The organism is Fibrobacter sp., from assembly GCA_017503015.1.
Classification (GTDB): Bacteria; Fibrobacterota; Fibrobacteria; order Fibrobacterales; family Fibrobacteraceae; genus Fibrobacter.
Map to the genome: position 1 here is coordinate 1 of JAFVTX010000046.1, position 20,975 is coordinate 20,975.

Annotated in this window: 22 protein-coding genes; 18 read left to right on the top strand and 4 right to left on the bottom strand. The window is 52.1% G+C overall.

Features of this window, described 5'->3' with window-relative positions:
* The 11 genes from IKB43_07855 to IKB43_07905 all read left to right on the top strand — a co-directional run.
* A partial coding sequence (locus IKB43_07855) for a T9SS type A sorting domain-containing protein (GenBank protein ID MBR2470046.1) occupies positions 1 to 739 on the top strand: 739 nt, incomplete at its 5' end.
* 136 nt (positions 740 to 875) lie between these two features.
* Entirely contained in the window at positions 876 to 1,574 is a 699-nt protein-coding gene (locus tag IKB43_07860; protein ID MBR2470047.1) for an AzlC family ABC transporter permease, read from the top strand.
* Complete coding sequence (locus tag IKB43_07865; GenBank protein MBR2470048.1) at positions 1,564 to 1,884, top strand: AzlD domain-containing protein; 321 nt, start codon at positions 1,564 to 1,566, stop codon at positions 1,882 to 1,884. Before IKB43_07860 ends, IKB43_07865 begins: the two co-directional genes overlap by 11 nt.
* 21 nt (positions 1,885 to 1,905) lie before the next feature.
* Positions 1,906 to 3,303: an ATP-binding cassette domain-containing protein gene (locus IKB43_07870; protein MBR2470049.1), complete on the top strand. Its 1,398-nt coding sequence runs from the start codon at positions 1,906 to 1,908 to the stop codon at positions 3,301 to 3,303.
* A gap of 99 nt (positions 3,304 to 3,402) precedes the next feature.
* The gene (locus IKB43_07875; protein ID MBR2470050.1) at positions 3,403 to 4,521 is read left to right on the top strand and encodes an Mrp/NBP35 family ATP-binding protein; all 1,119 of its coding nucleotides are present in this window, start codon (positions 3,403 to 3,405) and stop codon (positions 4,519 to 4,521) included.
* Complete coding sequence (locus IKB43_07880) at positions 4,518 to 4,814, top strand: DUF971 domain-containing protein (GenBank protein ID MBR2470051.1); 297 nt, start codon at positions 4,518 to 4,520, stop codon at positions 4,812 to 4,814. Before IKB43_07875 ends, IKB43_07880 begins: the two co-directional genes overlap by 4 nt.
* A gap of 35 nt (positions 4,815 to 4,849) precedes the next feature.
* Entirely contained in the window at positions 4,850 to 5,701 is an 852-nt protein-coding gene (locus IKB43_07885) for an RNA polymerase sigma factor RpoD/SigA (protein MBR2470052.1), read from the top strand.
* Positions 5,701 to 7,413 carry a tetratricopeptide repeat protein gene (locus tag IKB43_07890; GenBank protein MBR2470053.1) on the top strand — a complete coding sequence of 571 codons (1,713 nt, stop codon included), beginning with the start codon at positions 5,701 to 5,703 and terminating at the stop codon, positions 7,411 to 7,413. Before IKB43_07885 ends, IKB43_07890 begins: the two co-directional genes overlap by 1 nt.
* 92 nt (positions 7,414 to 7,505) lie before the next feature.
* A complete protein-coding gene (locus IKB43_07895; GenBank protein ID MBR2470054.1) occupies positions 7,506 to 9,416 on the top strand; it encodes a tetratricopeptide repeat protein in 1,911 nt (636 codons plus the stop codon).
* Entirely contained in the window at positions 9,403 to 9,867 is a 465-nt protein-coding gene (locus tag IKB43_07900; GenBank protein MBR2470055.1) for a septal ring lytic transglycosylase RlpA family protein, read from the top strand. The genes IKB43_07895 and IKB43_07900 overlap by 14 nt, the downstream gene beginning before the upstream one ends.
* A 101-nt stretch (positions 9,868 to 9,968) precedes the next feature.
* Positions 9,969 to 10,196, top strand: coding sequence for a hypothetical protein (locus IKB43_07905; protein MBR2470056.1), 228 nt, complete (start codon positions 9,969 to 9,971; stop codon positions 10,194 to 10,196).
* Between the two features lie 3 nt (positions 10,197 to 10,199).
* Here IKB43_07905 and IKB43_07910 read toward each other — a convergent pair whose 3' ends face one another.
* The 3 genes from IKB43_07910 to prfA form a co-directional block, all read right to left on the bottom strand.
* Positions 10,200 to 11,006 carry a hypothetical protein gene (locus IKB43_07910; GenBank protein ID MBR2470057.1) on the bottom strand — a complete coding sequence of 269 codons (807 nt, stop codon included), beginning with the start codon at positions 11,004 to 11,006 and terminating at the stop codon, positions 10,200 to 10,202.
* A 69-nt stretch (positions 11,007 to 11,075) separates the two neighbouring features.
* A complete protein-coding gene (prmC, locus tag IKB43_07915) occupies positions 11,076 to 11,981 on the bottom strand; it encodes a peptide chain release factor N(5)-glutamine methyltransferase (GenBank protein ID MBR2470058.1) in 906 nt (301 codons plus the stop codon).
* Positions 11,982 to 12,079: 98 nt separating this feature from the next.
* Positions 12,080 to 13,147, bottom strand: coding sequence for a peptide chain release factor 1 (gene prfA / locus IKB43_07920; GenBank protein ID MBR2470059.1), 1,068 nt, complete (start codon positions 13,145 to 13,147; stop codon positions 12,080 to 12,082).
* A gap of 53 nt (positions 13,148 to 13,200) precedes the next feature.
* Here prfA and tsaA point away from each other — a divergent pair, with 53 nt between their 5' ends.
* The 7 genes from tsaA (at position 13,201) to IKB43_07955 (ending at position 19,705) form a co-directional block, all read left to right on the top strand.
* The gene (tsaA, locus tag IKB43_07925) at positions 13,201 to 14,022 is read left to right on the top strand and encodes a tRNA (N6-threonylcarbamoyladenosine(37)-N6)-methyltransferase TrmO (GenBank protein ID MBR2470060.1); all 822 of its coding nucleotides are present in this window, start codon (positions 13,201 to 13,203) and stop codon (positions 14,020 to 14,022) included.
* A gap of 141 nt (positions 14,023 to 14,163) precedes the next feature.
* Positions 14,164 to 15,525: a hypothetical protein gene (locus IKB43_07930; protein MBR2470061.1), complete on the top strand. Its 1,362-nt coding sequence runs from the start codon at positions 14,164 to 14,166 to the stop codon at positions 15,523 to 15,525.
* Between the two features lie 162 nt (positions 15,526 to 15,687).
* The gene (locus IKB43_07935) at positions 15,688 to 16,542 is read left to right on the top strand and encodes a hypothetical protein (protein MBR2470062.1); all 855 of its coding nucleotides are present in this window, start codon (positions 15,688 to 15,690) and stop codon (positions 16,540 to 16,542) included.
* Positions 16,543 to 16,730: 188 nt separating this feature from the next.
* Complete coding sequence (psd, locus tag IKB43_07940) at positions 16,731 to 17,582, top strand: phosphatidylserine decarboxylase (protein MBR2470063.1); 852 nt, start codon at positions 16,731 to 16,733, stop codon at positions 17,580 to 17,582.
* Positions 17,583 to 17,607: 25 nt separating this feature from the next.
* On the top strand, positions 17,608 to 18,441 hold the full coding sequence (locus IKB43_07945; protein MBR2470064.1) for a hypothetical protein: 834 nt from the start codon (positions 17,608 to 17,610) through the stop codon (positions 18,439 to 18,441).
* The gene (locus IKB43_07950) at positions 18,438 to 19,250 is read left to right on the top strand and encodes a hypothetical protein (protein ID MBR2470065.1); all 813 of its coding nucleotides are present in this window, start codon (positions 18,438 to 18,440) and stop codon (positions 19,248 to 19,250) included. The genes IKB43_07945 and IKB43_07950 overlap by 4 nt, the downstream gene beginning before the upstream one ends.
* Before the next feature lie 122 nt (positions 19,251 to 19,372).
* Positions 19,373 to 19,705, top strand: a complete 333-nt coding sequence (locus IKB43_07955) for a GerW family sporulation protein (protein ID MBR2470066.1) — start codon at positions 19,373 to 19,375, stop codon at positions 19,703 to 19,705.
* Between the two features lie 115 nt (positions 19,706 to 19,820).
* On the opposite strand, the gene serC is transcribed toward IKB43_07955, so the two are convergent.
* On the bottom strand, positions 19,821 to 20,927 hold the full coding sequence (gene serC, locus IKB43_07960) for a 3-phosphoserine/phosphohydroxythreonine transaminase (GenBank protein ID MBR2470067.1): 1,107 nt from the start codon (positions 20,925 to 20,927) through the stop codon (positions 19,821 to 19,823).
* Between the last annotated feature and the right edge of the window lie 48 nt (positions 20,928 to 20,975).

Consider the following 20,975-nt stretch of genomic DNA (forward strand, 5'->3'; position numbering starts at 1 on the left):
AGAACAGTCTTCCTCCAGCGAAACGGTTGAGGAGTCTAGCAGCTCTGAAGCAGAGTCCTCCTCCAGCGAAACGGTTGAGGAGTCTAGCAGCTCTGAAGCAGAGTCCTCCTCCAGCGAAACGGTTGAGGAGTCTAGCAGCTCTGAAGCAGAGTCCTCCTCCAGCGAAGTGGTTGAAGAATCCAGCAGTTCCGAGGAAAGTTCAAGCAGCGGGGCAGAATCTAGTAGTTCTGTCGAAGAAAGCCCCTGCATTGCCTTTGTGAACGGTGTCGGGGGCTATGCGGAACACTGCTATAATTCTGGTTTGAACAATATGACTGCGGAAACATGCTACACTATTTCCCCCACACGTCCAGGAAGTTTACAGTGGATGAATACGGATGCTTCAAATAGGGAATGGTGGGTGGAAACCTCCTGCTTAGACTTTGTTCCTCCCAGCTCCAGTTCTGCAACAACCATTGTGTCTAGCAGCTCTAGTGCAAGTAGCCCAGAAGCATTCGTAGCGGAACTGCAGTCGCAATTAAAGGTTTCCTTCGCTCACAACAGCCTTGCGATTTATGCGCCTAGAGAATCTTTAGTTCGCGTACAGGTGTTCGATATGCTGGGCAATCGCGTGAAGACTTTCCAGGAAACCTTTGCTGGTAGTAGGAATGTTTCCCTTCAAGGTCTCCCGCAGGGCAGTTACATGGTCCGCGTTGTGACCGGAAGTTCTGCAAAGACCAGCCGTATCAACATACGGTAAGTCTTTTGCCGACGGTGACTGGAGCTTACAAGTGTGTAATGTGGAGTGTGTAGTGAGAAATGAATAATTCCACATTCCCCTAACCCCTAGATCCTAGCCCCTAACCCCTAATCACTATTTACTATCTTTGGCCCGTATGTTTTTGAAGGGCGTGAAAGATGGGTTACCCATAGGCATCGGCTATTTTGCGGTGTCCTTCTCTTTCGGCATCGCCGGCTCCAAGTTCATGTCTTGGTTCTTGGTGACCTTCATCTCCATGACCAACTTGACTTCGGCGGGGCAGTTTGCGGGCCTTAACATCATGGTGGATGCCGCCGGCACTTTTTTGGAGATGGCTATCGCCACCTTCTTTATCAACCTGCGCTATTCCCTGATGGCCATTACCCTTTCCCAGAAAGTCTCGTCTGATTTTACGACGCCTTACCGCCTGCTTCTGGCCACGGGAATCACCGACGAAATTTTCGCCGTGTCCATGGCCCAGCAAAATCGCGTGACTCCCCGCTATTTCTTTGGCCTGATGGTGCTGCCCTATATCGGCTGGTCCCTGGGGACGCTCACGGGGGCTGTGTCAGGAGAGATTCTACCTTCCTGGATTACCAATGCCCTGGGCGTTGCCTTGTATGGCATGTTTGTGGCCATTGTGGTGCCCCCCTGCAAAAAACATCTGTCCACATTGATTGTCGTTGTTGTGGCTATCGCCTTGAGTCTTGCATTCAAGTATGTCCCTGTGCTGCAGGGCGTATCTTATGGTTTTTCCATCATCATCTGTGCGGTAGTAGCTTCTCTCTTTGGGGCCATGTTCTTTCCGGTCAAGGAGTCAGACGATGAACCTTAGGGAATATTTTGCCTTCTTGATGGTTATGGCGGGGGTGACCTTCCTTTTGCGGGCAGTCCCCTTTGTGCTTTTGAAAGGGAAGCTGAGCAATCCCTTTGTCAAGTCTTTCTTGGCCTACATCCCCTGCACGGTACTTGCCGCCATGACGGTGCCTGCCATCTTCTATTCTACGGATTCCATGCTGTCGGGCGTGCTTGCTCTTGTAACGGCCGTGGTGGCATCCCTGTTCCGTTTTGGGCTGGTGGGCGTTGCCCTGGTGGCCTGCTGCACGGTGCTTTTTATAGACGGCCTTTGGCCCATGTTCTTTTAATAATCTAGATTGGTGTGGCTTATGGAATTCGGGCGTTTTGAAGCATTGATTGAAAAGTTCCCTCAGGTGCAGATTTTTAGCACCGATGGTGCGGATCTGGACCGGGTCATTTCCCATTTCTTGAACCAGCGCAAGAATGTTTCTACTATGTCCGAATCCATGCAACGTAAAATCCAGCAGGCCCTGGCGCCCTTCTGGCAGCAACGTTTTATCAGCTTGCACGATTCGGAGGCTCCGCTGGTCAAGAACCTGCTTTTGAACAAGAAGTTCTTTTTGCAGACGGACCGCTATATCGACGACGTGCCGTTTCCGGAAACGGATCCCGCGAAGCTTGACGAGGCCATGGTCATCGCAGACTTGCCGATGGACATTCTGGAGAGAAAGCTCCTGAGCCTGTCTAACGGGGAACTCCGCCGGGTGTTGCTGGCCCGCATGTGGATGGAAAAACCGGAGTGGGTTTATTTCAATGACCTGTTCGGCGGTCTGGACCCGGAGTACCGCGTGCACTTGGCTGGCTGTGTGGCCGGTCTTGCCAAGCGGCAAAACTTGAATGTGGTGGTACGTCTTGCCCGTGAAGACGAACTGATTCCGGAGATTCCCGCTTTTGTATTCGAGAACAAGGTGTTCAAGGAATACGCCGGTTCGTTGCCCGATGTGGCGGTCCAGCCGAAATTCCGCAAGGCTGAACTGACGGACTACGAGGTTGTGAACCTGAAGTGTAGGCTTGGAGATCCCCGCCTGCGCGGGGATGACAATAAAGGGGAAGTCCTTTTCGATCTAAGAAATGTCAACGTCCGTTTTGGCGAAACGACGGTTATCAGAAATTTGAACTGGCAGGTCCGCAAGGGCGAACACTGGGTGGTCATGGGGGAGAACGGCGCAGGCAAGAGTACGTTGCTCGGGCTCTTGACGGCGGACCACCCCCAGATTTATGGAAACGACATTACACTCCTGGGCGAACGTCCGGGGCATGGTCTGAACATCTGGGACCACAAGGCGAAACTGGGATTCTTCTCTCCGGAACTGGCGCTCCAGTACCGCGAAGACCTGAGCCTCTTGGAGGTGCTCTGCACGGGATTTACGCCGAACCTCTGCAAGGCGGACAATACCACCTGGGAAGAACGGGCCAAGGCGAAGGAATGGCTTACCTACCTGGGTTTTGAAGACCCCGAAGAAAATGTCCGCAAGCTTTCACCCATAGACAAGCGGGTGATTCTTATGGCCCGTGCCGCTATCCGCCCGCCCCAGGTACTTTTGCTGGACGAACCCTCCCAGGGGCTGGAGAAGGGCTATCGGGATAAGTTTTTCCACTTGCTGGACCTGCTCTCTAAAGAAACGACTATTATTCTGGTGAGCCACTACGAAGAGGAATGGCCGCCTTGTATGACCCACCTTCTTCGAATGCCGCGATATTCATAAATGAGAAAATCAAAATGAAAAAATGTGTAATGTGAAATGACGAATGTGTAATTCCACATCACACACTCCACATTTCACATTTCACATCTCACATTGCTTATGCTTCTTTCTGAACAAAACATCTTAAGCGCCCTCCGGGCTGTCCAGGATCCCGATCTGCACAAGAACATCGTGGAGCTGAACTTTGTACAGAATCTGAAAATCGAAGGGACCAAGGTTACTTTTGACCTGGTGCTCACGACTCCGGCATGCCCCATCCGCGACCGGTTCAAGGACCAGTGCATTTCCATTGTGAAGGGGCTGGGTGCGTCTGAGGTGGAGGTGACCCTTACCTCCAATGCCGGCCGCGTAGGCGATGCTCCCGAACAGCCCCAGGTTTCTTTCCTTGGCGAAGTTTCCCACATCGTTGGGGTGGCCTCTGGCAAGGGCGGGGTAGGCAAGTCCACGGTGACGGCGAACCTCGCCATGGCGCTAAGCCTGTCCGGTGCCCGTGTGGGAATTCTGGACGCAGATATTTACGGCCCCAGTATGGGCCTCATGTTCGGTATCGACAGGGACCCCCAGGTTTTCGAAGACAATACCATCGCCCCGGTAGAAGCCAAGGGCGGCATTTCCATCGTGTCCATGTGCATGTTTGCCGGTTCCGAGAAGGCCACTATCTGGCGAGGCCCTATGGCAAGCCAGATGATCCAGCATTTCTTGAACCGGGTGCGCTGGGGCAAGCTCGACTACCTGCTGGTGGATTTTCCTCCTGGAACGGGGGATATCCAGCTGACGCTGACCCAGAACTGCCCCATGGCAGGTGCCGTAGTGGTGACCACCCCGCAAGAGGTGGCTCTTGCCGACTGTCGCAAGGGGCTTGCCATGTTTGACTCCGTTGGAGTTCCTGTGGTGGGAGTCGTGGAGAACATGAGTTATTTCATCTGCGACGGGTGCGGAAAACACCACAACATTTTCCGCCAAGGCGGCGGTGAACGCATAGCCAAAAATTGGGGTGTGCCGTTAATCGCGAAGATTCCTCTTGAACCTGCGGTCGCCGATTGCGGAGACGAAGGAACACCTGCGGTGCTCCGCTATCCGAATTCAGAATCGGCAAAGGCCTTTTTGCAGGCGGCAGATGCAGTCGTGAGAACACTTTCGGTATTCAAGTCGGTCGGAGATGGCGTACTCAAGAACTTCAACTATGCCTTTGACGAACTTCCGGAGGAGGATGTATGATCCAGCCCAAGAAAGTTTTCAGGACGAAAGATGGAAAGCTTGGCTTTGAGTGGAACGATGGAACACGAGGAGCATGTTCAGCCAGGGAACTTCGTCTCGCTTGCCCCTGTGCCCTGTGCGTAGATGAACATACCGGTGAAAAATTGCTTGACAATTCTGCTGTTCCCGACGATATTAAACTGGAGAGGGTTCAGTCCATTGGTCGCTACGCTGCGGGTTTATCCTTTAGCGACGGTCACCGTTCGGGAATTTACCCCTACGATAAACTGAAGGAATTGACGAAAAACGTGTAAAAAACAATATTTACTCCGAATATTTTGGAAAAATCATGAGCGAGTTTAACGAATCACTTTATTTTCGCGATTTGAATCGTTACCCAACTCTTTCTCAACAAGAGGAAGAGGCTTTGTTGACGATTATCCGGACCGGCGAAACGGAGGAAATTCGTAAATCGGCCCTCCAACGGCTCATTCGGGGTAACCTTCGCTTTGTGGTCTCTGTGGCCCGCAAGTACCAGGGGCGAGGACTGGCTTTGCTGGATTTGATTAACGAAGGCAATATCGGTCTTTACAAGGCAGCCAAGCGTTTTGACATGAACAAGGATGTCAAGTTCATCTCGTATGCTGTCTGGTGGATCCGCCAGTCTATTCAGAAAGCTCTTTTTGAGCAGGTTGGGTCTGTGCGTATCCCGCCCAACAAGCTCGCTTTGGTGAATCGTTTTAAACGAGCCTTGATGCTGAACGGTGGCGATTACGCCAAGACCATGGCCATGGAAGAGTTTGCGCCCAATGAAAAGGACATCATCGAGGTCATGGAAAAGATTGTGGACATCTCCCTGGATGCCCCTATCGGTGATGATGCGGGCAACAGTTCTGGAGCAGATACCGTCAGTACCTTGATGGATGTTCTTGGCAACGACGGTAAGCAAGAAGAGGAAATGGAGCGAGAAGAGCGTCGCAAGATGATTGACGAAACCTTGGCCTCGCTCCCTCGTAGGGAAGAAGAAATCCTGAAGATGTTCTATGGCCTGGATACCACGGAAGACACCACTCTCAAGGATATCGGTGAAGATTTGCGTTTGAGTCGTGAAAGGGTGCGCCAGATTAAGAACAAGACCCTTAGGCGTTTGCAGAAAAGCAAGGAACACAAAGAAAAACTCTCCGACTTCCTGGAGTTGTAATGCCTTTAGCGTCCGAGACATCGCGGAAAGCGGCATACTTATTCCTGATACTTTGCTGTCTGGCCGCTTTAGGCTTGGGCGGTTACCAGCTTTATTTGAATATGGCGCCTGCGAAGGTGGCGGTACCGGAAGTTCCTTTTGGAATCAAGGCCGGTACTGAATTTATGAAAGGCGATTCTCCCGACATGCGTGAGGAACTGGCATCACTCCCTATCCAGACTCAAGGTGAAATCCGCCGGGCGACCGAACTGTTCCGTAGTGGGGCTTATGCCCAGGCAAACGAAATTTTCAATGCAGTGTCGCTGTTGTATCCTGAATCGGTGGTTTCCCTGTGGAATGAAACGAATACTTTGTTTGAAATGGATTCGTTGACTGATTTGGAAAGCAACCGGTTGAATTTACTGGTTGGAAAGTTGCAGGGCAAGTATCCGGAGTCGGGGCTTTCTAAGTATCTGGAAAGCCGCAAGACCTATAAGTCGGGCAACAAGACGGTGGCCCTTGAAATGGCAAAGATTGCCGTGGATCAGGCTCCAACCCTAGTGGAGGCTCGCTTGTGGTTTGCTCGCCTGTTGAAGGAGAACAATCGCTTGCCTCAGGCAATAGAAGAAGCTCGTACGTCTATAAGCCTTTCGGCAGGGAACGAACCTCGCGGCTATGAAATGCTAGCTCGGCTTTTCCACGATCAGGGGAATCTGGACAGTTGTTCGTCGCTGCTGGACTATGGTTTGACTCAGTACCCCTTGGATGCGGAACTTATGCTCTTGCGTGGGTACTTGTGGGAGTATCAGGGCCGTTACGATGAAGCGGAAAAGATTTACCAGCGGATTCTGGCCTTTAGGCCTGATTTCGAGGGGGCTGCACTTGCCCTTTCTACAGTTGGTGAAAAGACTGCTCCTGGAACAGGAGGGGGTAAAATTTCTCCTATGGATCGCTCCCAGCTGGCCTGGGAAATTTTGGAACCCTTGGTGGAAAAATACCCAGAGAATATGCCCCTGCGGGAAGCTCTCGGGCTTGCTTATTTGAAGGGTCGCGACTACGATCGTGCCCGTATGCAGTTCCGAGAAATTCAGAGCAAAGATCCGGAGTATCCGGATATCCAACAGCGCATTCAGGAATGCAACGTGACGCGACCGGCCATGCCTGTGCAGGGGACCGGACTTGCGGCTGACTTGAACCGAGCCGTGGATAGCTTGCGTGAAACAATGGCTCCTGCGACGACGCATGATTTTTCCACAATGCTTGGCCATTACCTTGTTCGTTACGGTGCGTCGCCTGCTGAGTTTTTCAAGAAATACGACATCAAGAATTTTAGACCGGTGAAGAAAAATGTTTGGCAGGAATCCTTCTACGACGCTCCCTACAAGCACACCTATACGGTGGTGTTCGATTCCTTGAATCGTTTTCGTGAGGTTCATGTGGTCGTTTACGATTCTTCCAACACGTCTAATCATTTGGGGCTTGCTCCAGAGGTTTTCACCAGGTTTCTCAAACAGAATTCAAGGATTTCTGGTATCGGAAACAGTACTGGTGAAACGGATTGCGGGGAAGAGCTGGTGATTGATGCTGCGGTCTGGGAAACTCAAGATAATTTTGAAATTCTTGCTCGATTTGTCGGGACGCCTAAAGAAATCCGCATGGTGCGTTTCGACAAGTCCGTTCTCCCGGCTGGCCTCAAACTCTGTGACTACAGCACGTACCTGAAAGAGTTCTGAGTTGTGAGTTCTGAGTTGCGGGTAATGAGACATTAGACTGATAACTAGCCTGTTTTCCTCTTCTTCTCGTCTATTTTTGTATCTTTAGTCCTATGCTACGGTTCCGCTACATAGTGCTTGCATTGCTTGCTCTCTTGCTGGAGGGGTGTACTTGCTGTGCTTACTTGAACCATATGTTTAATGCGGAACGTTTGTATGATGAGGCGGGTGAACTTAGGGAAGCTCGGCTAGACAGCATTCCCGATGAAACTAATTCCAGCCCCGGAGCTGAAGAACGCCAGAAATACGACAAGATTATCGAGAAAGGTTCCAGAGTTTTGGAACGCTTCCCCAACAACAAGAAACGGACGGCCGAGGCGGTTTTCTTGATAGGTGAGTCTTTCCGCCACAAGGGAGAATGGGGAAAGGCCATAGTCAAGTACGATGAGTATGAAAGGTATTTTGCCGATTACGACTCTATGCGGGCGGTGGAATACCAGCGGGCTTACTGTCTCTATCGGAACCATGAATACAATATCAGCCGTTTTGCTCTGGAACCGGTGATTGCAAGTAAGAACCACCCGTACTATTTTCAGGGCTTGAATCTGCTTTCGCTTTTAGACGAACAGTCGGAATTCCCGGACCAGGCCATTGCCGCTCTGGAAGCAGTTCTTGCAGATACGGCAGGAACCCCCTTTATGAGGGGCAAGGCCCATTTCCGTCTGGCCGGTCTTTATTTCAAGAAAGAAGATTGGGCAAAATCCAGGGAACACTATACGGCCAAGGAAATTCAGGAACTGAATGTTCGGGAACGGCAGACGGCCGGTGAGCAGGCGGCGGAGTGCTTAGTAAACCAGAAAGAATACCTGAAGGCCGCCGACGAATACAAGGCTCTTTTCAAGAATCCGGATTACGAGCAGAAACAGCCGGAGTACTTAGTGCGTCTTGGGGAGGTAACCCTGATGGCGGAACGTTACCCCGATGCCTTTATCATCTTGCGGAAGGTGAATTCAGATTATCCCAAGACTCAGTATGCGGCCCGTAGTTACTACAACATGGGTGATTACGAGCAACAGAAAACCTTGAATTATGAGCAGGCCGTTATTTATTACGACAGCAGCTATAGTTCCCTGAATTACTGCGATTGGGCTCAAAAGAGCCGGGCTTTAAGCGAAGCGCTTAAGCGCCTGATTGCCATGCGAAATATGAACGATTCGTTGAGCAAGGATTCTGTTCCTAATGTGGATAATTTCTTCGGGACAGAATTCCAGATAGCGGAGCTTTTCTTGTTTAAGCTTGACCAGGTGGATAGTGCGGTAAATAGGCTGACGGGTATTATCGAGAATTCTACTGATTCTGCGCGGGTGATGCTTGCCACGTATGCTCGGGCATTTATTTACGACGAGTACAAAGGTGACGAAGATACCGCCGAAGAACTCTACAAAGAAATCATTGAAAAATATCCGGGTACGGAATATGCCAAGCAAGCTCAGGCGAACCTAGGGATGCGGGTGACCATCAAGACCCGTGATGACGAAGCCAGGGAACGGTATTTGCAGGCGGAAAGCCTGTGGACGGTGGCGTCGGAAGTGCCGCTGGACCAGATGGAACAGGTGGATTCGGCATACGCTACGGCCTTTGCCGCTTTTGACAGCTTGTACAGGGATTATCCCGACACCGAATCGGGTGTTCAGGCCCTTTACATGAAGTTCGTGTATTTTCAGATGGATCCAGAGCGTGGAGACAGTGTCGGAGTTGTTTTGAATGAATTGCGTTCAAAACACAGGGATACCCCTTGGGGAAAATACGCCGCCAAAGTTCTGGACCATAGGCTTGCCATTACCGACTCCGAAATAGAACGGCTTCGCAGGCGTGTTCAACAGAGCATAGAACACATTGACCAGATGTCTGCCCAGTATCACGAGTCAATTAACAAGAAGCCCGAAGAAAAGAAGGCTGAGGTCAAGAGCAAGGAAGATGAAATCCTTGAGAACACCTACAACAGCATGTATGACTTCGAGTAAGTTGGGTGTGCGGTTACGGCTGTCGCTGTGGGCTTTGTGCGTCGGACTTGCATTTGTTTTGTCGGGTTGTGCGGCTGCCAATGCAAAAATTGCTTCCCGAAAGGGCTATGTTCGTTTTCCCGAAAAGCATTACGCCTCCAAGGAAAAGGCCGAAATAGGCACCAAACTCCAGGGGGAAGCCAGTTATTACGGCCCGGGATTCCATGGAAAAAAGACCGCCAGCGGCGAAATTTTTAACCAGAACGATTACACTTGTGCCCACAAGTCCCTGCCCTTCGGCACAAAACTGAAGGTGGTTCGGGACGATACGGGGGCCTCGGTTGTGGTGCGGGTCAATGACCGCGGACCCTACGTAGATGGGCGAATTTTAGACCTGAGTGTGGCCGCCGGTAAGGATATCGGCCTTGACAAAGTGGGTCACGCCAAGGTCACTGCCACGGTGATTGAATAAAAATACGCAAAATGTCACTTTTTGACATGCTGTAGGTTCTATATTTACCTGCACAGAAAGACACTTTCTTGTTTGTGTGTCTTTCTAAAAAAGAGGTTAATATGAATCGTAAGTATCGTCGTGAAAACAATGCCCGCTCCGTAGAACTTCCTGAAAAATCCCCCTGGGATTCCGGTTTTTCCATATTCCGGCGCCGTATCAATGAACAGCTCCAGCTAGGCGGGGTAGATAGCAGTTTTGTAGATGACGATATGCTTTTGCCCTTTTATCGCGCTGGTGAAAGCGAAATATATGTGCTGGGCGCTCTCGGCTGCCCTGTAGGGGTGTGATGATTACTTACGGTTTACGCGGAACAGCAACTGGAACGAATTCATCGCGTGGTTGTGATGGTAGTAGTTTTCATAGTCCTCTTCGCCTTCCATGTCATCTCCGGAGGCAATGCCGAGGATTTGCCATTTCAGGGCTAGCCCGACGTAGGTCCTTTCCGAAACCTTCCAGTCCTTTCCGATTTCGAGATTCATGGCGAAGGCGAACCAGTCCTTGCTTTGGCTATTGCCGTGAATGTCAAAGTAGTAAGGGTCGTCCAGTAAAATGATTCCCATCAGTAAGTCGGCATTGATGAATGTCCCGCCCATAAAGGAATTTGGCTTGTTGTGCAGCCAGGGGAAGAACGTGATTCCTGCACCACCCATGAGGGTTGTTGTTTCAAAATCGTTTCCAAAGGCGTCGTTGTCGTTTCCGCTTCTCTGGTAATATCCGCCGTTGGGTACGGGCTGCTCCCGAATTCCGTTTTCTAAATCGTATTCGCCACTGGCTATGGAAAAGTCGAAAATTCCATGGACGGCGATAAGTTCCTTGAAGAGAAAGCCTAGCGAAAGTTCACCAGCGATACCCGCCCCGGTACCGTCATACTGGGTGTGTTCGTCGTAATAGCGGTGGTCGTAATAGATGTAGGAGTAATCAAATCCCAGGCCGCCGTTCAGGTAGAAACTGCTCCGCCTTTTGGGGCGTTTTTCCTTTGCAGATTGGTCGGGATTGTCCTGGGCTTGCAGAGCCTCCGCCTGCGCAGGAGTCACCACCTGGATTACATAAACGGTGTCCTGGGCAAAAGCAGTACCACCGGCGAGAAATATCGCCATAGCAAAAAGAATTGTATACCAAATCTTTCTCATGTACCCCCACACTTCCTGGAAAGATAGAACAAAAATCTATTTGGCCTTGTAGCTTACAAAACGAATGTTGTCGCAATAATCCTTGTGGGCGCCAGTAAATTCCAGCCAGGGGTAGTTTGCGGCTTCGTTTTTCAGGATTTCGGCCTGTTCCGACCCGATTTCCAAGAAGATAGGGGCCCCTGCGTTAAGCCGGCCTTCGGTCTGGGATAGCAGCTTGCGCACCAGGTCAAGGCCGTCGGGTCCGCCGTACAGTGCCAGCGCCGGGTCGAACTTGTCCACTTCTGGCTGGAGCTTGCCCTTTTCTCCGTCGGGGATGTAGGGAAGGTTCGCTATCAGGCAGTCTATCTTTGTGGAGGCTTCGCCGAACACATCGCCGGTGGCCTTCTTGATTGCCTCGAGTGTAACGGCGTCCAGCAGGTCGCCCTTGGCAAAGTTGAGCGTGTCGTCTAGTCCGTTGGCCAGTGCGTTTTCACGGGCCAGGGCCAGGGCGTCATCGGAAATGTCGGTGGCAAGAACCTTCGCTCCTTCGATTTCCTTGGCACAGGCGATGGCGATGGCCCCTGTGCCAGTCCCGATTTCCACGACAAAAGGATTCTCGATACCTTTTAGGGCGTCCTTCGCCATATCTACCAGGGATTCAGTCTCCGGGCGGGGAATCAGTGCACGAGGGTCGCACTTGATGACAAACCCGCGGAAGCTGGTATCACCGACAATGTGCTGTAAGGGCTCCCGGTTTCCGCGGCGGGCCACCAGCGGGCGCAAAGTATCAAGTTCCGCAGGGGTCAGGGGCTTCTCGAAATTCAGGTACAGGTCCATGCGGTTCTTCATCTTGAGACCGTGGCTGATAATGTACTGGGCGTCCAGCAACGGATCGGGCACGCCCTTCTTTTCGAAGAAGGCCTTGGTGCGGTTCAAGATTTCAAGCACTGTCATCTGCGGCATAAGATTCTCTTTTCCTCAATCGTCATTCCGGGCTTGACCCGGAATCCAGTTTCCCGTTCTGCAAAAAAGGAGATCCCCGCCTACTGCGGGGATGATATTTACGCGTTAAACTTTCCCAGTTTCTCTTGGGCGTTGGCCATCTGGAGCCCGTTGATGATTTCGTCCAGGTCGCCGGTGATGACCTTGTCCAGGTTATAGAGCGTAAGGCCTATGCGGTGGTCGGTGACGCGGTTCTGCGGGAAGTTGTAGGTGCGGATTTTGGCACTGCGGTCACCGGTACCCACCAGGGCCTTGCGGCTGGCCGCTTCTTCTTGTTCCTTCTTCGCAATCACGGCGTCCAGAATCTTGGAACGGAGCATTTCCATGGCGTGCAAACGGTTCTGCAGCTGGCTGCGTTCCGTCTGGCAGCTCACCACCACGCCGGTGGGAATGTGGGTCAGGCGAACGGCGGAGTCCGTCTTGTTGATGTACTGACCGCCAGCACCCGAAGAGCGGTAGGTATCCATGTGGATGTCCGCTTCGCGAATTTCCACGTCCACTTCTTCGGCTTCGGGGAGAATGGCTACCGTCGCAGCCGATGTGTGAACGCGGCCCTGGGCTTCGGTTTCGGGCACGCGCTGTACGCGGTGCACGCCGCTTTCGAATTTCAAAGTTCCATAGACGCTGTCGCCTTCGATGAACACCCGGATTTCCTTGTAGCCACCCACGGTACCTTCGCTGGCGTCCTGGATGGTCATTTTCCAACCCATGCGGCTGCAGTAGCCCTGGTACATGCGGAACAGGTCGCCTGCAAAGAGGGCCGACTCGTCACCGCCGGTACCGCCACGGATTTCGAGAGTGGCATTGCGGTAATCCCAGGGGTCCTTGGGGACCATCAAAATCTGCAGTTCGTTGGTGACGCCGGGCAGTTTCTTTTCGATGTCCGAAAGTTCGGACTTGGCCATGGCCACCATCTCGGGGTCGGAATCGCCAAGAGCCGCTTTCCATTCTTCTTGGTCGTTCAACATCTGCAGGTATTCCTTGGCCTTTGCTACGGCCTTTTCGATACCCTTGTACTGCTTGTGGATCTTGTTGTAACGGGCCTGGTCGGCTAGAACCTCCGGGTTCCCCAGTTCCGATTCCAGTTCCTCGTACTTTTCAATTAGTTTTTTTGCCTTGTCTTTCATCGGGCACAAATGTAGAAAAAAGGACGGTAAATTCTATATTGTCCTCTATGCAGGTGACCCCAATCGGCACATTCTACGGTGATGCAGTTTATAAGTACGACGCTCCTCGGCAGGGGAGGCTCTTTGCGGGGCATCCGGGCCGTATCGAACTGAAGCCGGGGCAGAACTTTGAGATGGCGCTCCGTGACCTGGACGGCTTTGAACGCATCTGGGTCATATTCCAGTTCCACGAAAATGAAGGCTGGCGCCCGACGACGCGCCCGCCGGTGCCGCCCAAAGGCAAGGACCGCGTAGGTACTTTCGCCAGCCGCAGCCCCTACCGTCCGAACCCCATCGGGCTTTCTTGCGTGCGACTCCTGAAAATTGATGGCCTTACTTTGTATATAGACGAGGCAGATCTGCTGAATGAAACTCCGGTACTGGACATCAAACCCTACATCCCCATGGCGGATGCCTTCCCCGATGCCAAGGCGGGCTGGGTGGAGGAACAGGAGGGGGAACCGTGGACAGTAGAATCGTCTGAAGCCTTTGCCGCACAGGCCCGCTGGATTGCGGAACGCTGCGGTTTTGATTTGGAAAGTTTTGCCCGGGTGCAACTATCTCGCGGGAATTTCTCCAAAGATTTTTTTGACAGCTCGCGCCGTCGCCTGACCATCAATGAAATTGAAAAAAACGGTGTGCTTGCCTACCGCACGTTCCGTATTCATTTCAACTATGACGATGTCGCCAACAAAGTTTTTTTACAACAAATTAGTAGTGGCTATACGGACGAAGAATTGAAAATTGGGGCCGAAGACAAGTATGGGGATAAGCAGGTTCATCGAGAATTTCTATCTGCTAAGATCCAGTCTTTGTGTAAACAAAAAATTACCTGAGCTAAAATTCCTTGAAAAGCGTTCTCTAAACGTTCCCTAATTGCATTTGTTTCTTTTGTTAGAAAAAAATATATTGTATCTTGGTTTGTTTTGCGCATTTTTTATTATTTTTAAGGCAACTAAAAACCAAAGGAGTTCTCTATGAATTTGAAATCCGCTTTCGCCCTGCTCGCCGCCGGAACATTCCTGGTCGCTTGCGGTGCTGACGAAGTCGTCAACGTCAATGACGAAGCCAAGGACAAGGCTACCATCACCCTCAAGGTGATGGACAACCACGATGGTTCTGCTGTCGAAGAAGCAGAAGTGTACTCCATTGTGGACGACAAGACTGTCAAGACTGACGAGTTCGGTCTCTCTACCTGGAAAAAGCAGGTTCTCGGAAATCATGCCTTCCAAATTTCCAAGGAAGGTTATGCCACGATCCTCACTCAGGTGACTCTAGACGAGCAAGGCCAGGGTAACGTGGCCCGCGTGGGCGATGTCATTGCTCCCATCTATATGTACAAGACCGGTGTGACTGCTAGTGGCACGGTTCTTTATACCAATGACAAGGGAAATAGGGAAGCCGCTGCGGAAGTCACTGTATACGCAACTCTCCCCAAGATGTTTGTTCCTTCCGAACTTTCTACCAAGACTGACAAGAATGGCGAGTACAAGTTCGAAAACCTCCCTGAAGGTGTTGAAGTTGATATCACCGTGGGCCAGGCAACCTTTGACAAGAAGAATTACGCTATTGTGGGCGAAACCACCATTGGCGGTTCTACTTACAGGGCCGGCGATGCCATCAAGGTTCCTCTGATTAGCATGAGCAAGGTGGCCGGTCAATTGGTGTTGGTTTCCAGCAACCTGGACAAGATTGACTCCAACTCTTCCATCACTTTGACATTCTCTGCGGAACTGGCTGCTGACTCCGTGAAGGCTAGCAAGTGGACCGTTGAAGATGGAAACGGTCGCGACCAGATGGTGGCCGTGTCCCTGGGTTCCGACAAGAAATCCATTACCATTAAACTGATTGATGGCTTCTGGAGCAAGACCTCGACCTACTACATTGAAGGCAATGCCTATTCTACCGAAGGTGCTTATGTTGAAGTGGATAAGAACTTCAAGGTTGGAGCTTCCGGTTCTGCTGCAGTTCCTGAAAATGTTACATTGAAGGCTACAGCCGATGAAGATTATCCCGAGACTCGGGTTGTCCTGACATGGACTGCTCCTAAAGGTGCTGTGAGCGGTTATACCTTGTGGTACAAGAATGTCACTCAGAAAATGAGTGCTTATGAGGTTGTCAATTCTAGTTATTATACCTTGAGCACTCTTGATTCGAAGGTGACTGTTCGCTTGACTTATCTTGGAGAGGAAGGAGACAAACTTTCCTTTAAGCTGATTCCTTATAACACAAACGGCACCGCAGACGTGACTAAGGCCAAGGCTGTGGAATACACCTATCCGACGGAAGAACCGGTGGTTGTTCCCGTGACTCCCGCTGTTGATGAGGAAGAACCCTAATTAGGTGCTTTTGCTTTCAGATTTGGCCTGGGCTTGTGCCCGGGCCTTTTTGTTATCCCCGCCCATTCGACCCCTCGGCAAGCTCAGCGTACCATTCAGTGCAGGCTAAGTCCGGGGTAAACTCCGGCGGGGATCTCCTAGAAAAAAAAGTATATTTAGTTCATGACTCCCAAATCGAATAATTGGCTTGCCGTTTTGCTGATGGCCTGCTTGCCTGTGCTTTTGCTTGCCTGTGCGGGCTCCGGTGGCGGCGAGGGCGGCTCTGCGGGTGATTCCGGCATGGGCGATGCCCCTTGTACGGAGTGCGGGGAACGGGGCGAAATCAAGCTGAAAATTTCCAAGGAAAAGTTCTACCGGGAGTGGAATGAGGCGGCCTATGGCCGTCTGGATTCCACAGCTGTGGTTGGCGTGTTGCCCACCTTGAAGGTGACGGCAGGCCGTCCGGAAACTTGCCGTATGTGTCACAGCTATAGTGCAGACGCCCTGGATTTTGACCTGGCCCGTATCGAAGATTCCTTGTTCGTGAAGGCATTCCCGAAGATGCGTCGGGAGCTGTTGCTGCCCGGCATGCGCCTGCCAGAATCGGACACCCTGTATATGGACAGCCTTTCGGCTTTGCTTTTGCAGACGGAATTTACCGATGGCAAGAAGCTGGAAGACTTTGCGCCCTGGCAGGAGCGGGACAATATAGAACAGAAGCTGGTCCGCGAGCCGCCCCAAGCCCTGCGGAACTTGCTGAACGAACTGGCCAGTCGGTACGAACTGCGTTATGTTTCTATGCCGGTGCGGCTGGATGTGTATATGGACCCAGATCTGGGAAGCAGTGGCGGTTACACTTGGAAGATTCTCTGGAGTCTTTGGGACGCCCGCTATGGAGAGTTGGTGTTCTTGGTGTATTCTGAATTTACCGCCGAGACGACCAGCCGTGTAGCTCCCGAAAAGGAGTGGGCTGTACCGTTTGCCCCCCGCCTCTGGAAGATGTTTTCTACGAATTTGAAAAGTATAGAGAATCATTAAATAGTGTGTAGTGTGGAATGTGAAATGTGTAATGATTTATTCCTCATACCCCAAAGGCGCAAAGCGCCTAAACGATACTTGGCAACTAGAATTGCGTTGCAATTCGTTGCCCTAGTAGAGTTATGCCCTTTGGGTAGACCTCAAACCCCTAGCCCCTAGATTCTAAATCCTAGCCCCTATCCCCTAAAATGAACACTCCCTTCTACATTTTCATGAAACTCTTGCCGAAGAATGCCGCTAGCCGTGCCTTCGGTGCTTTGACCCGCCTCCGTCTGCCTGTGATTTCGAAGGTGGCCCGCAATGCCTTTGCCGCCTATTACAAGCTGAACATGGAAGAGGCCGAATATCCGCTGGAGCATTACGCCAACATCGGAGAACTGTTTATCCGGCACTTGAAACCCGGTGCCCGCCCGATTGCGGAATCTGAAATTGTTTCTCCGGTAGATGGTGTGCTTTCCCAGACGGCCACATTCGACGAAAGGCAGGAGATGATTCAGGCGAAAGGCAAGACATACACGTTGAAGGACCTGCTCCGCGATGACGAAATGGCCAAGCGGTTTGAGGGCGGTGCTTTTGCGACGATTTACCTGGCGCCTTTCAACTACCACCGCATTCACAGTCCTGTTGCAGGAACGGTGGTGGGTGCCAGTTACTGTCCGGGAACTCTCTGGCCGGTAAATGTGGGCAGTGTTGAGCGAGTAGAAGGGCTGTTCTGCATTAACGAACGCCTTACCAGCCATATCCGCCTGGACGACGGATCGGAGATGCTTGTCGTTAAAGTCGGGGCTACCAATGTGGGCCGTATCGGTGTGGCCTACACCGACGAACTTCTGGTGAATGCGGGCAAGCTCCCTAGGGACTGCAAGCGTTACGACTGGAAACCCTCCAAAGAAATCCGTGTGGAAAAAGGCGGAGAGCTGGGACGCTTCGAGATGGGCAGCACCGTCATTCTCGTAGTGGACAAGAAGATCCGGGAACGCCATCCGGACCTGTTCAAGTCCAGGCTCGGTTCTGCAGTCAAGATGGGCGAGGCGCTTTAAGGCCCGAATCGTTGGTGACGCCCCTATGGCCTCTGCAAAGCGATTTCTGCAAGACGAACCTGTCCTTGGCAGGGCGCTTCGCCTGTTTGTAGAACGCTTTGCCAATCTGGATGATCCGGTTTTGCAGGTGTCGGCTCATGCAAAAACAGACGACGAAAAAATCGCCTGGACTCTGCTTGGAACGGCCCTGTATCAAGACCTGCGCATGGACGAAATTGGCGCATTGCTTACGGCGCTTTGTCGCAAGTTCCCCGGAGACAAGCTCTGGACTTTGCCCGTGCCCAAGGGTGGCGATATCGAGGCAGTTGTGGAGTCCGCCCTTGGAAACCGGGACTGGTCCTTGTTCAAGAACGTGGCGGGAATCTTTTGGAGCGTGGGCTTTTTTGTCCGCCGGCATGGAGACTTGAAAAACTGGATTGCAAGTTCCACTCCCGAAGAGATGTGGCGAGACTTGGGAGAGATTTATTTTATGGGAAAGCGTGGCGCGCGGCCTAAGGCCTGTGCCGCCATTTACCGCCTGTGCGGAAAGTCTCCCGCTGGTCTTGGCTATGGGGTAGGGCGCGGGCTCAAGCGTTTCCGTTGGCCAGACCTGCCCTTGACCATGGGAGCAAGACGATTCCTCTCTATCATGGGGCCTGCCCGGGAAGGCGGTTTTGCAGACCTTTCGCCTGAGCAGAAGCAGAAGATGATGAACGACTTTTGCGTGGCTCTGTATTCCGAGAATCCCTATGCCGTGGCCCATTCGTTGCAGTTCTATTTGGAAGAAGGGGAAAATTCCTTTATGTGCCGTGAGTGTCAGGCGGGTTGTGCCAACTGCCCGATTTTCGAGTTCTGTGATTACGGGGTGAAAGAATCATGATCCGTCTTTTTCTCGCAATAGCCTTGTTTGCATTATGGGGTTGCTCCGAAGAGCATGTCAAGGTGGACTATTCCAAGCTCCGGTTCGAGGGCCGTAAACCTATGCGTGTTTCGGTGGATTCCTCCAAGGTGCAGGGTAACGGTTTTGTGCGTGAGGTAGATTTGCGCTATGCAACCCAGTGGGGCGATACGCTGAATGTTTCTGTGTTGGAGTTTAAGGGCGACGTCTATGCGTTGGACTATTACACCAACAGCGGGCGGTTCCAGGGGGCCCATTCCATTTTGCGAGGAAAATATCTGGAGCAGAGCATTCGCGCCGATTACCGTATTTTCGTATTCCGGCATGACAGTTTCAGGCGTTACGAACGGCGCACCCTGGAAAATTTCGTTCGTTCGGTGCCGGGGGTGCGCATCGGCTTCCCTCAGGAGTTCCTAAGCTTGCCCTTTGAACATCGGGAGACGGGCAGGACAACCATTCAGACCAAAAATTTCTTGGGTGTCAAGTCCTTTTTCCCGGTGCTGGAGCAGAGCTATTCTGACGACAATCTGGCCTGGAACGTGGCCCGCAGTTGGGACCTGGTAGAGGAATCCCGCTACCTGGAGTGGATAAAGCAGTTGAAGCGGGCGATTCCCCGGAATATCGAACCGGATGAAGATGTCTGCTATTTCACGGCAGGAGATGGCGCCCGCGGGATGGCGACCCAGCTGTCCGGTGGACGCGTGGTGGTGGTTTGGGGTTACATGGACTGGCCTGACCTGAACCAAAAGTTCCTGGTGGCAGGCGACCGGATTTTTGAAGCACGATATTAGCGGCTTCGCCGCAGTTCTGAGTTCTAAGTTATTAGTTACTAGTGAAAAATAGGACGTTTTTTCTAGTAACTAGTAACTAGTAACTAGTAACTGTTTGCTTGTTATTTTATTATATTCAAGACATGGCTATTGAAAAACTTGCAGAAACTCTTTTGGAAAAGCTCCGCTTTATTACCCAGGCGGAAACAGTCATCGGTCAGCCTATCCAGGCGGGCGAATCTACGGTGGTTCCCGTGAGCCGCGTATCCGTGGGTTTCGGCTTTGGCGGTCATGCCGGCAAGGGCGATACCTCTGCCTCTGGCGGTGGGGCTTCTGTTGAACCGGTAGCGTTCTTGGTCATCAAGGGCGACGACGTACGCATTATGCCCATTACCAAAGACAGTTCGTTAGTCTCCAAGGTCATGGACATTGTTCCCGACGTAGTGAACAAGTTCAAGAAGAGCGAAGACGCTTAATTTGTCATCCCCGGCTTGACCGGGGATCTCCTTTTAAAACAGAAAAGGTCTCCGCATTCGCGGAGACCTCTCTAATTTATTGTTGGCTTGAGGCGATAACCCTTCGAACGTTGGGCTAGCCCAAAACTTTCTTCTCGAAGTCGCCGAGGCAGTCCACGAGGGCTTGCACGCCTTCCACCGGCATCGCGTTGTAGATGGATGCGCGGAAGCCGCCCACGGAGCGGTGACCCTTGAGCTGCTGGAGGCCGCGAGCCTTCGCGAATTCCAGGAATTCCTTGGCCAGGTCATCGGCCTTGTCGGCGGCCACAACGTCCTTGTTGAACACGAAGGGCACGTTCATGATGGAGCGGTCTTCCTTGGCTGCGGTACCCACGAACACCTTGGAGTTGTCGAGAGCGCTGTAAAGGAGAGCGGCCTTGGAACGGTTCACCTTTTCGATGGCTTCCACGCCGCCGAATTCCTTGAGCCACTTGAGGGTGCGGTTCATCACGTACACGGCAAATACCGGCGGCGTGTTGAACATGTTCTTCGCGTCGATGTGGGTCTGGAAGTTCAGCATGGTGGGGATTGCGCGGTTCACCTTGCCCAGCAGGTCCTTGCGGATGATGGTCACGGTCACGCCAGCGCAGCTGATGTTCTTCTGGGCGCCGCCGTACACAACGCCGAAGTCAGACACGTTGATCTTGCGGGCGAGGAAGTCGGAGCTCACGTCGGCCATGAGGAATCCAGACTTCGGCTTCGGGATGTTGTGCCATTCCGTACCGTAGATAGTGTTGTTGGCGGTGATGTGCAGGTAGGTGGCGTTGTCGCTCATCTTCAGGTTCTTGTCAATGCGGCTGTAAGTTTCGGACTTGGTGTCGCAGGCCACGTTCACGTTACCGAACAGCTTGGCCTCTTTGCAGGCCTTGTTGGCCCACACGCCGGTCAGCGCGTAGTCAGCGGTGGCGTTCTGGTCCAAGAAGTTCATGGGGAGCATGCAGAACAGCAGGGAGCATCCGCCGCCCAGGAACACGATGTCGTAGTTCTCGGGAATGCCCATGAGGTCGCGGAGGAACTGTTCGGTTTCTTCGAACATGCTTTCGATGGGCTTTGAACGGTGACTCATGGAAAGGATACTGATGCCGCTGTTGGCGTAATCGATGCAGGCAGCCGAGGCTTCCTTGAGTGCTTGTTCGGGCAGGACAGAAGGCCCTGCGCTAAAGTTATAGACTTTGTTTGCCATGATTCGTTCCTTTTTTGAGGGTGGTCCCTATAGTTTTTGCGTTGCCAA

What these genes read in the sequence shown, in the direction of transcription:
- IKB43_07860 (MBR2470047.1), top strand. Translation starts at nt 876, where the DNA reads ATGTTTTTGAAGGGCGTGAAAGATGGGTTACCCATAGGCATCGGCTAT.
- IKB43_07865 (MBR2470048.1), top strand. Translation starts at nt 1,564, where the DNA reads ATGAACCTTAGGGAATATTTTGCCTTCTTGATGGTTATGGCGGGGGTG.
- IKB43_07870 (MBR2470049.1), top strand. Translation starts at nt 1,906, where the DNA reads ATGGAATTCGGGCGTTTTGAAGCATTGATTGAAAAGTTCCCTCAGGTG.
- IKB43_07875 (MBR2470050.1), top strand. Translation starts at nt 3,403, where the DNA reads ATGCTTCTTTCTGAACAAAACATCTTAAGCGCCCTCCGGGCTGTCCAG.
- IKB43_07880 (MBR2470051.1), top strand. Translation starts at nt 4,518, where the DNA reads ATGATCCAGCCCAAGAAAGTTTTCAGGACGAAAGATGGAAAGCTTGGC.
- IKB43_07885 (MBR2470052.1), top strand. Translation starts at nt 4,850, where the DNA reads ATGAGCGAGTTTAACGAATCACTTTATTTTCGCGATTTGAATCGTTAC.
- IKB43_07890 (MBR2470053.1), top strand. Translation starts at nt 5,701, where the DNA reads ATGCCTTTAGCGTCCGAGACATCGCGGAAAGCGGCATACTTATTCCTG.
- IKB43_07895 (MBR2470054.1), top strand. Translation starts at nt 7,506, where the DNA reads ATGCTACGGTTCCGCTACATAGTGCTTGCATTGCTTGCTCTCTTGCTG.
- IKB43_07900 (MBR2470055.1), top strand. Translation starts at nt 9,403, where the DNA reads ATGACTTCGAGTAAGTTGGGTGTGCGGTTACGGCTGTCGCTGTGGGCT.
- IKB43_07905 (MBR2470056.1), top strand. Translation starts at nt 9,969, where the DNA reads ATGAATCGTAAGTATCGTCGTGAAAACAATGCCCGCTCCGTAGAACTT.
- IKB43_07910 (MBR2470057.1), bottom strand. Translation starts at nt 11,006, where the DNA reads ATGGCGATATTTCTCGCCGGTGGTACTGCTTTTGCCCAGGACACCGTT.
- prmC (MBR2470058.1), bottom strand. Translation starts at nt 11,981, where the DNA reads ATGCCGCAGATGACAGTGCTTGAAATCTTGAACCGCACCAAGGCCTTC.
- prfA (MBR2470059.1), bottom strand. Translation starts at nt 13,147, where the DNA reads ATGAAAGACAAGGCAAAAAAACTAATTGAAAAGTACGAGGAACTGGAA.
- IKB43_07930 (MBR2470061.1), top strand. Translation starts at nt 14,164, where the DNA reads ATGAATTTGAAATCCGCTTTCGCCCTGCTCGCCGCCGGAACATTCCTG.
- IKB43_07935 (MBR2470062.1), top strand. Translation starts at nt 15,688, where the DNA reads ATGACTCCCAAATCGAATAATTGGCTTGCCGTTTTGCTGATGGCCTGC.
- psd (MBR2470063.1), top strand. Translation starts at nt 16,731, where the DNA reads ATGAACACTCCCTTCTACATTTTCATGAAACTCTTGCCGAAGAATGCC.
- IKB43_07945 (MBR2470064.1), top strand. Translation starts at nt 17,608, where the DNA reads ATGGCCTCTGCAAAGCGATTTCTGCAAGACGAACCTGTCCTTGGCAGG.
- IKB43_07950 (MBR2470065.1), top strand. Translation starts at nt 18,438, where the DNA reads ATGATCCGTCTTTTTCTCGCAATAGCCTTGTTTGCATTATGGGGTTGC.
- IKB43_07955 (MBR2470066.1), top strand. Translation starts at nt 19,373, where the DNA reads ATGGCTATTGAAAAACTTGCAGAAACTCTTTTGGAAAAGCTCCGCTTT.
- serC (MBR2470067.1), bottom strand. Translation starts at nt 20,927, where the DNA reads ATGGCAAACAAAGTCTATAACTTTAGCGCAGGGCCTTCTGTCCTGCCC.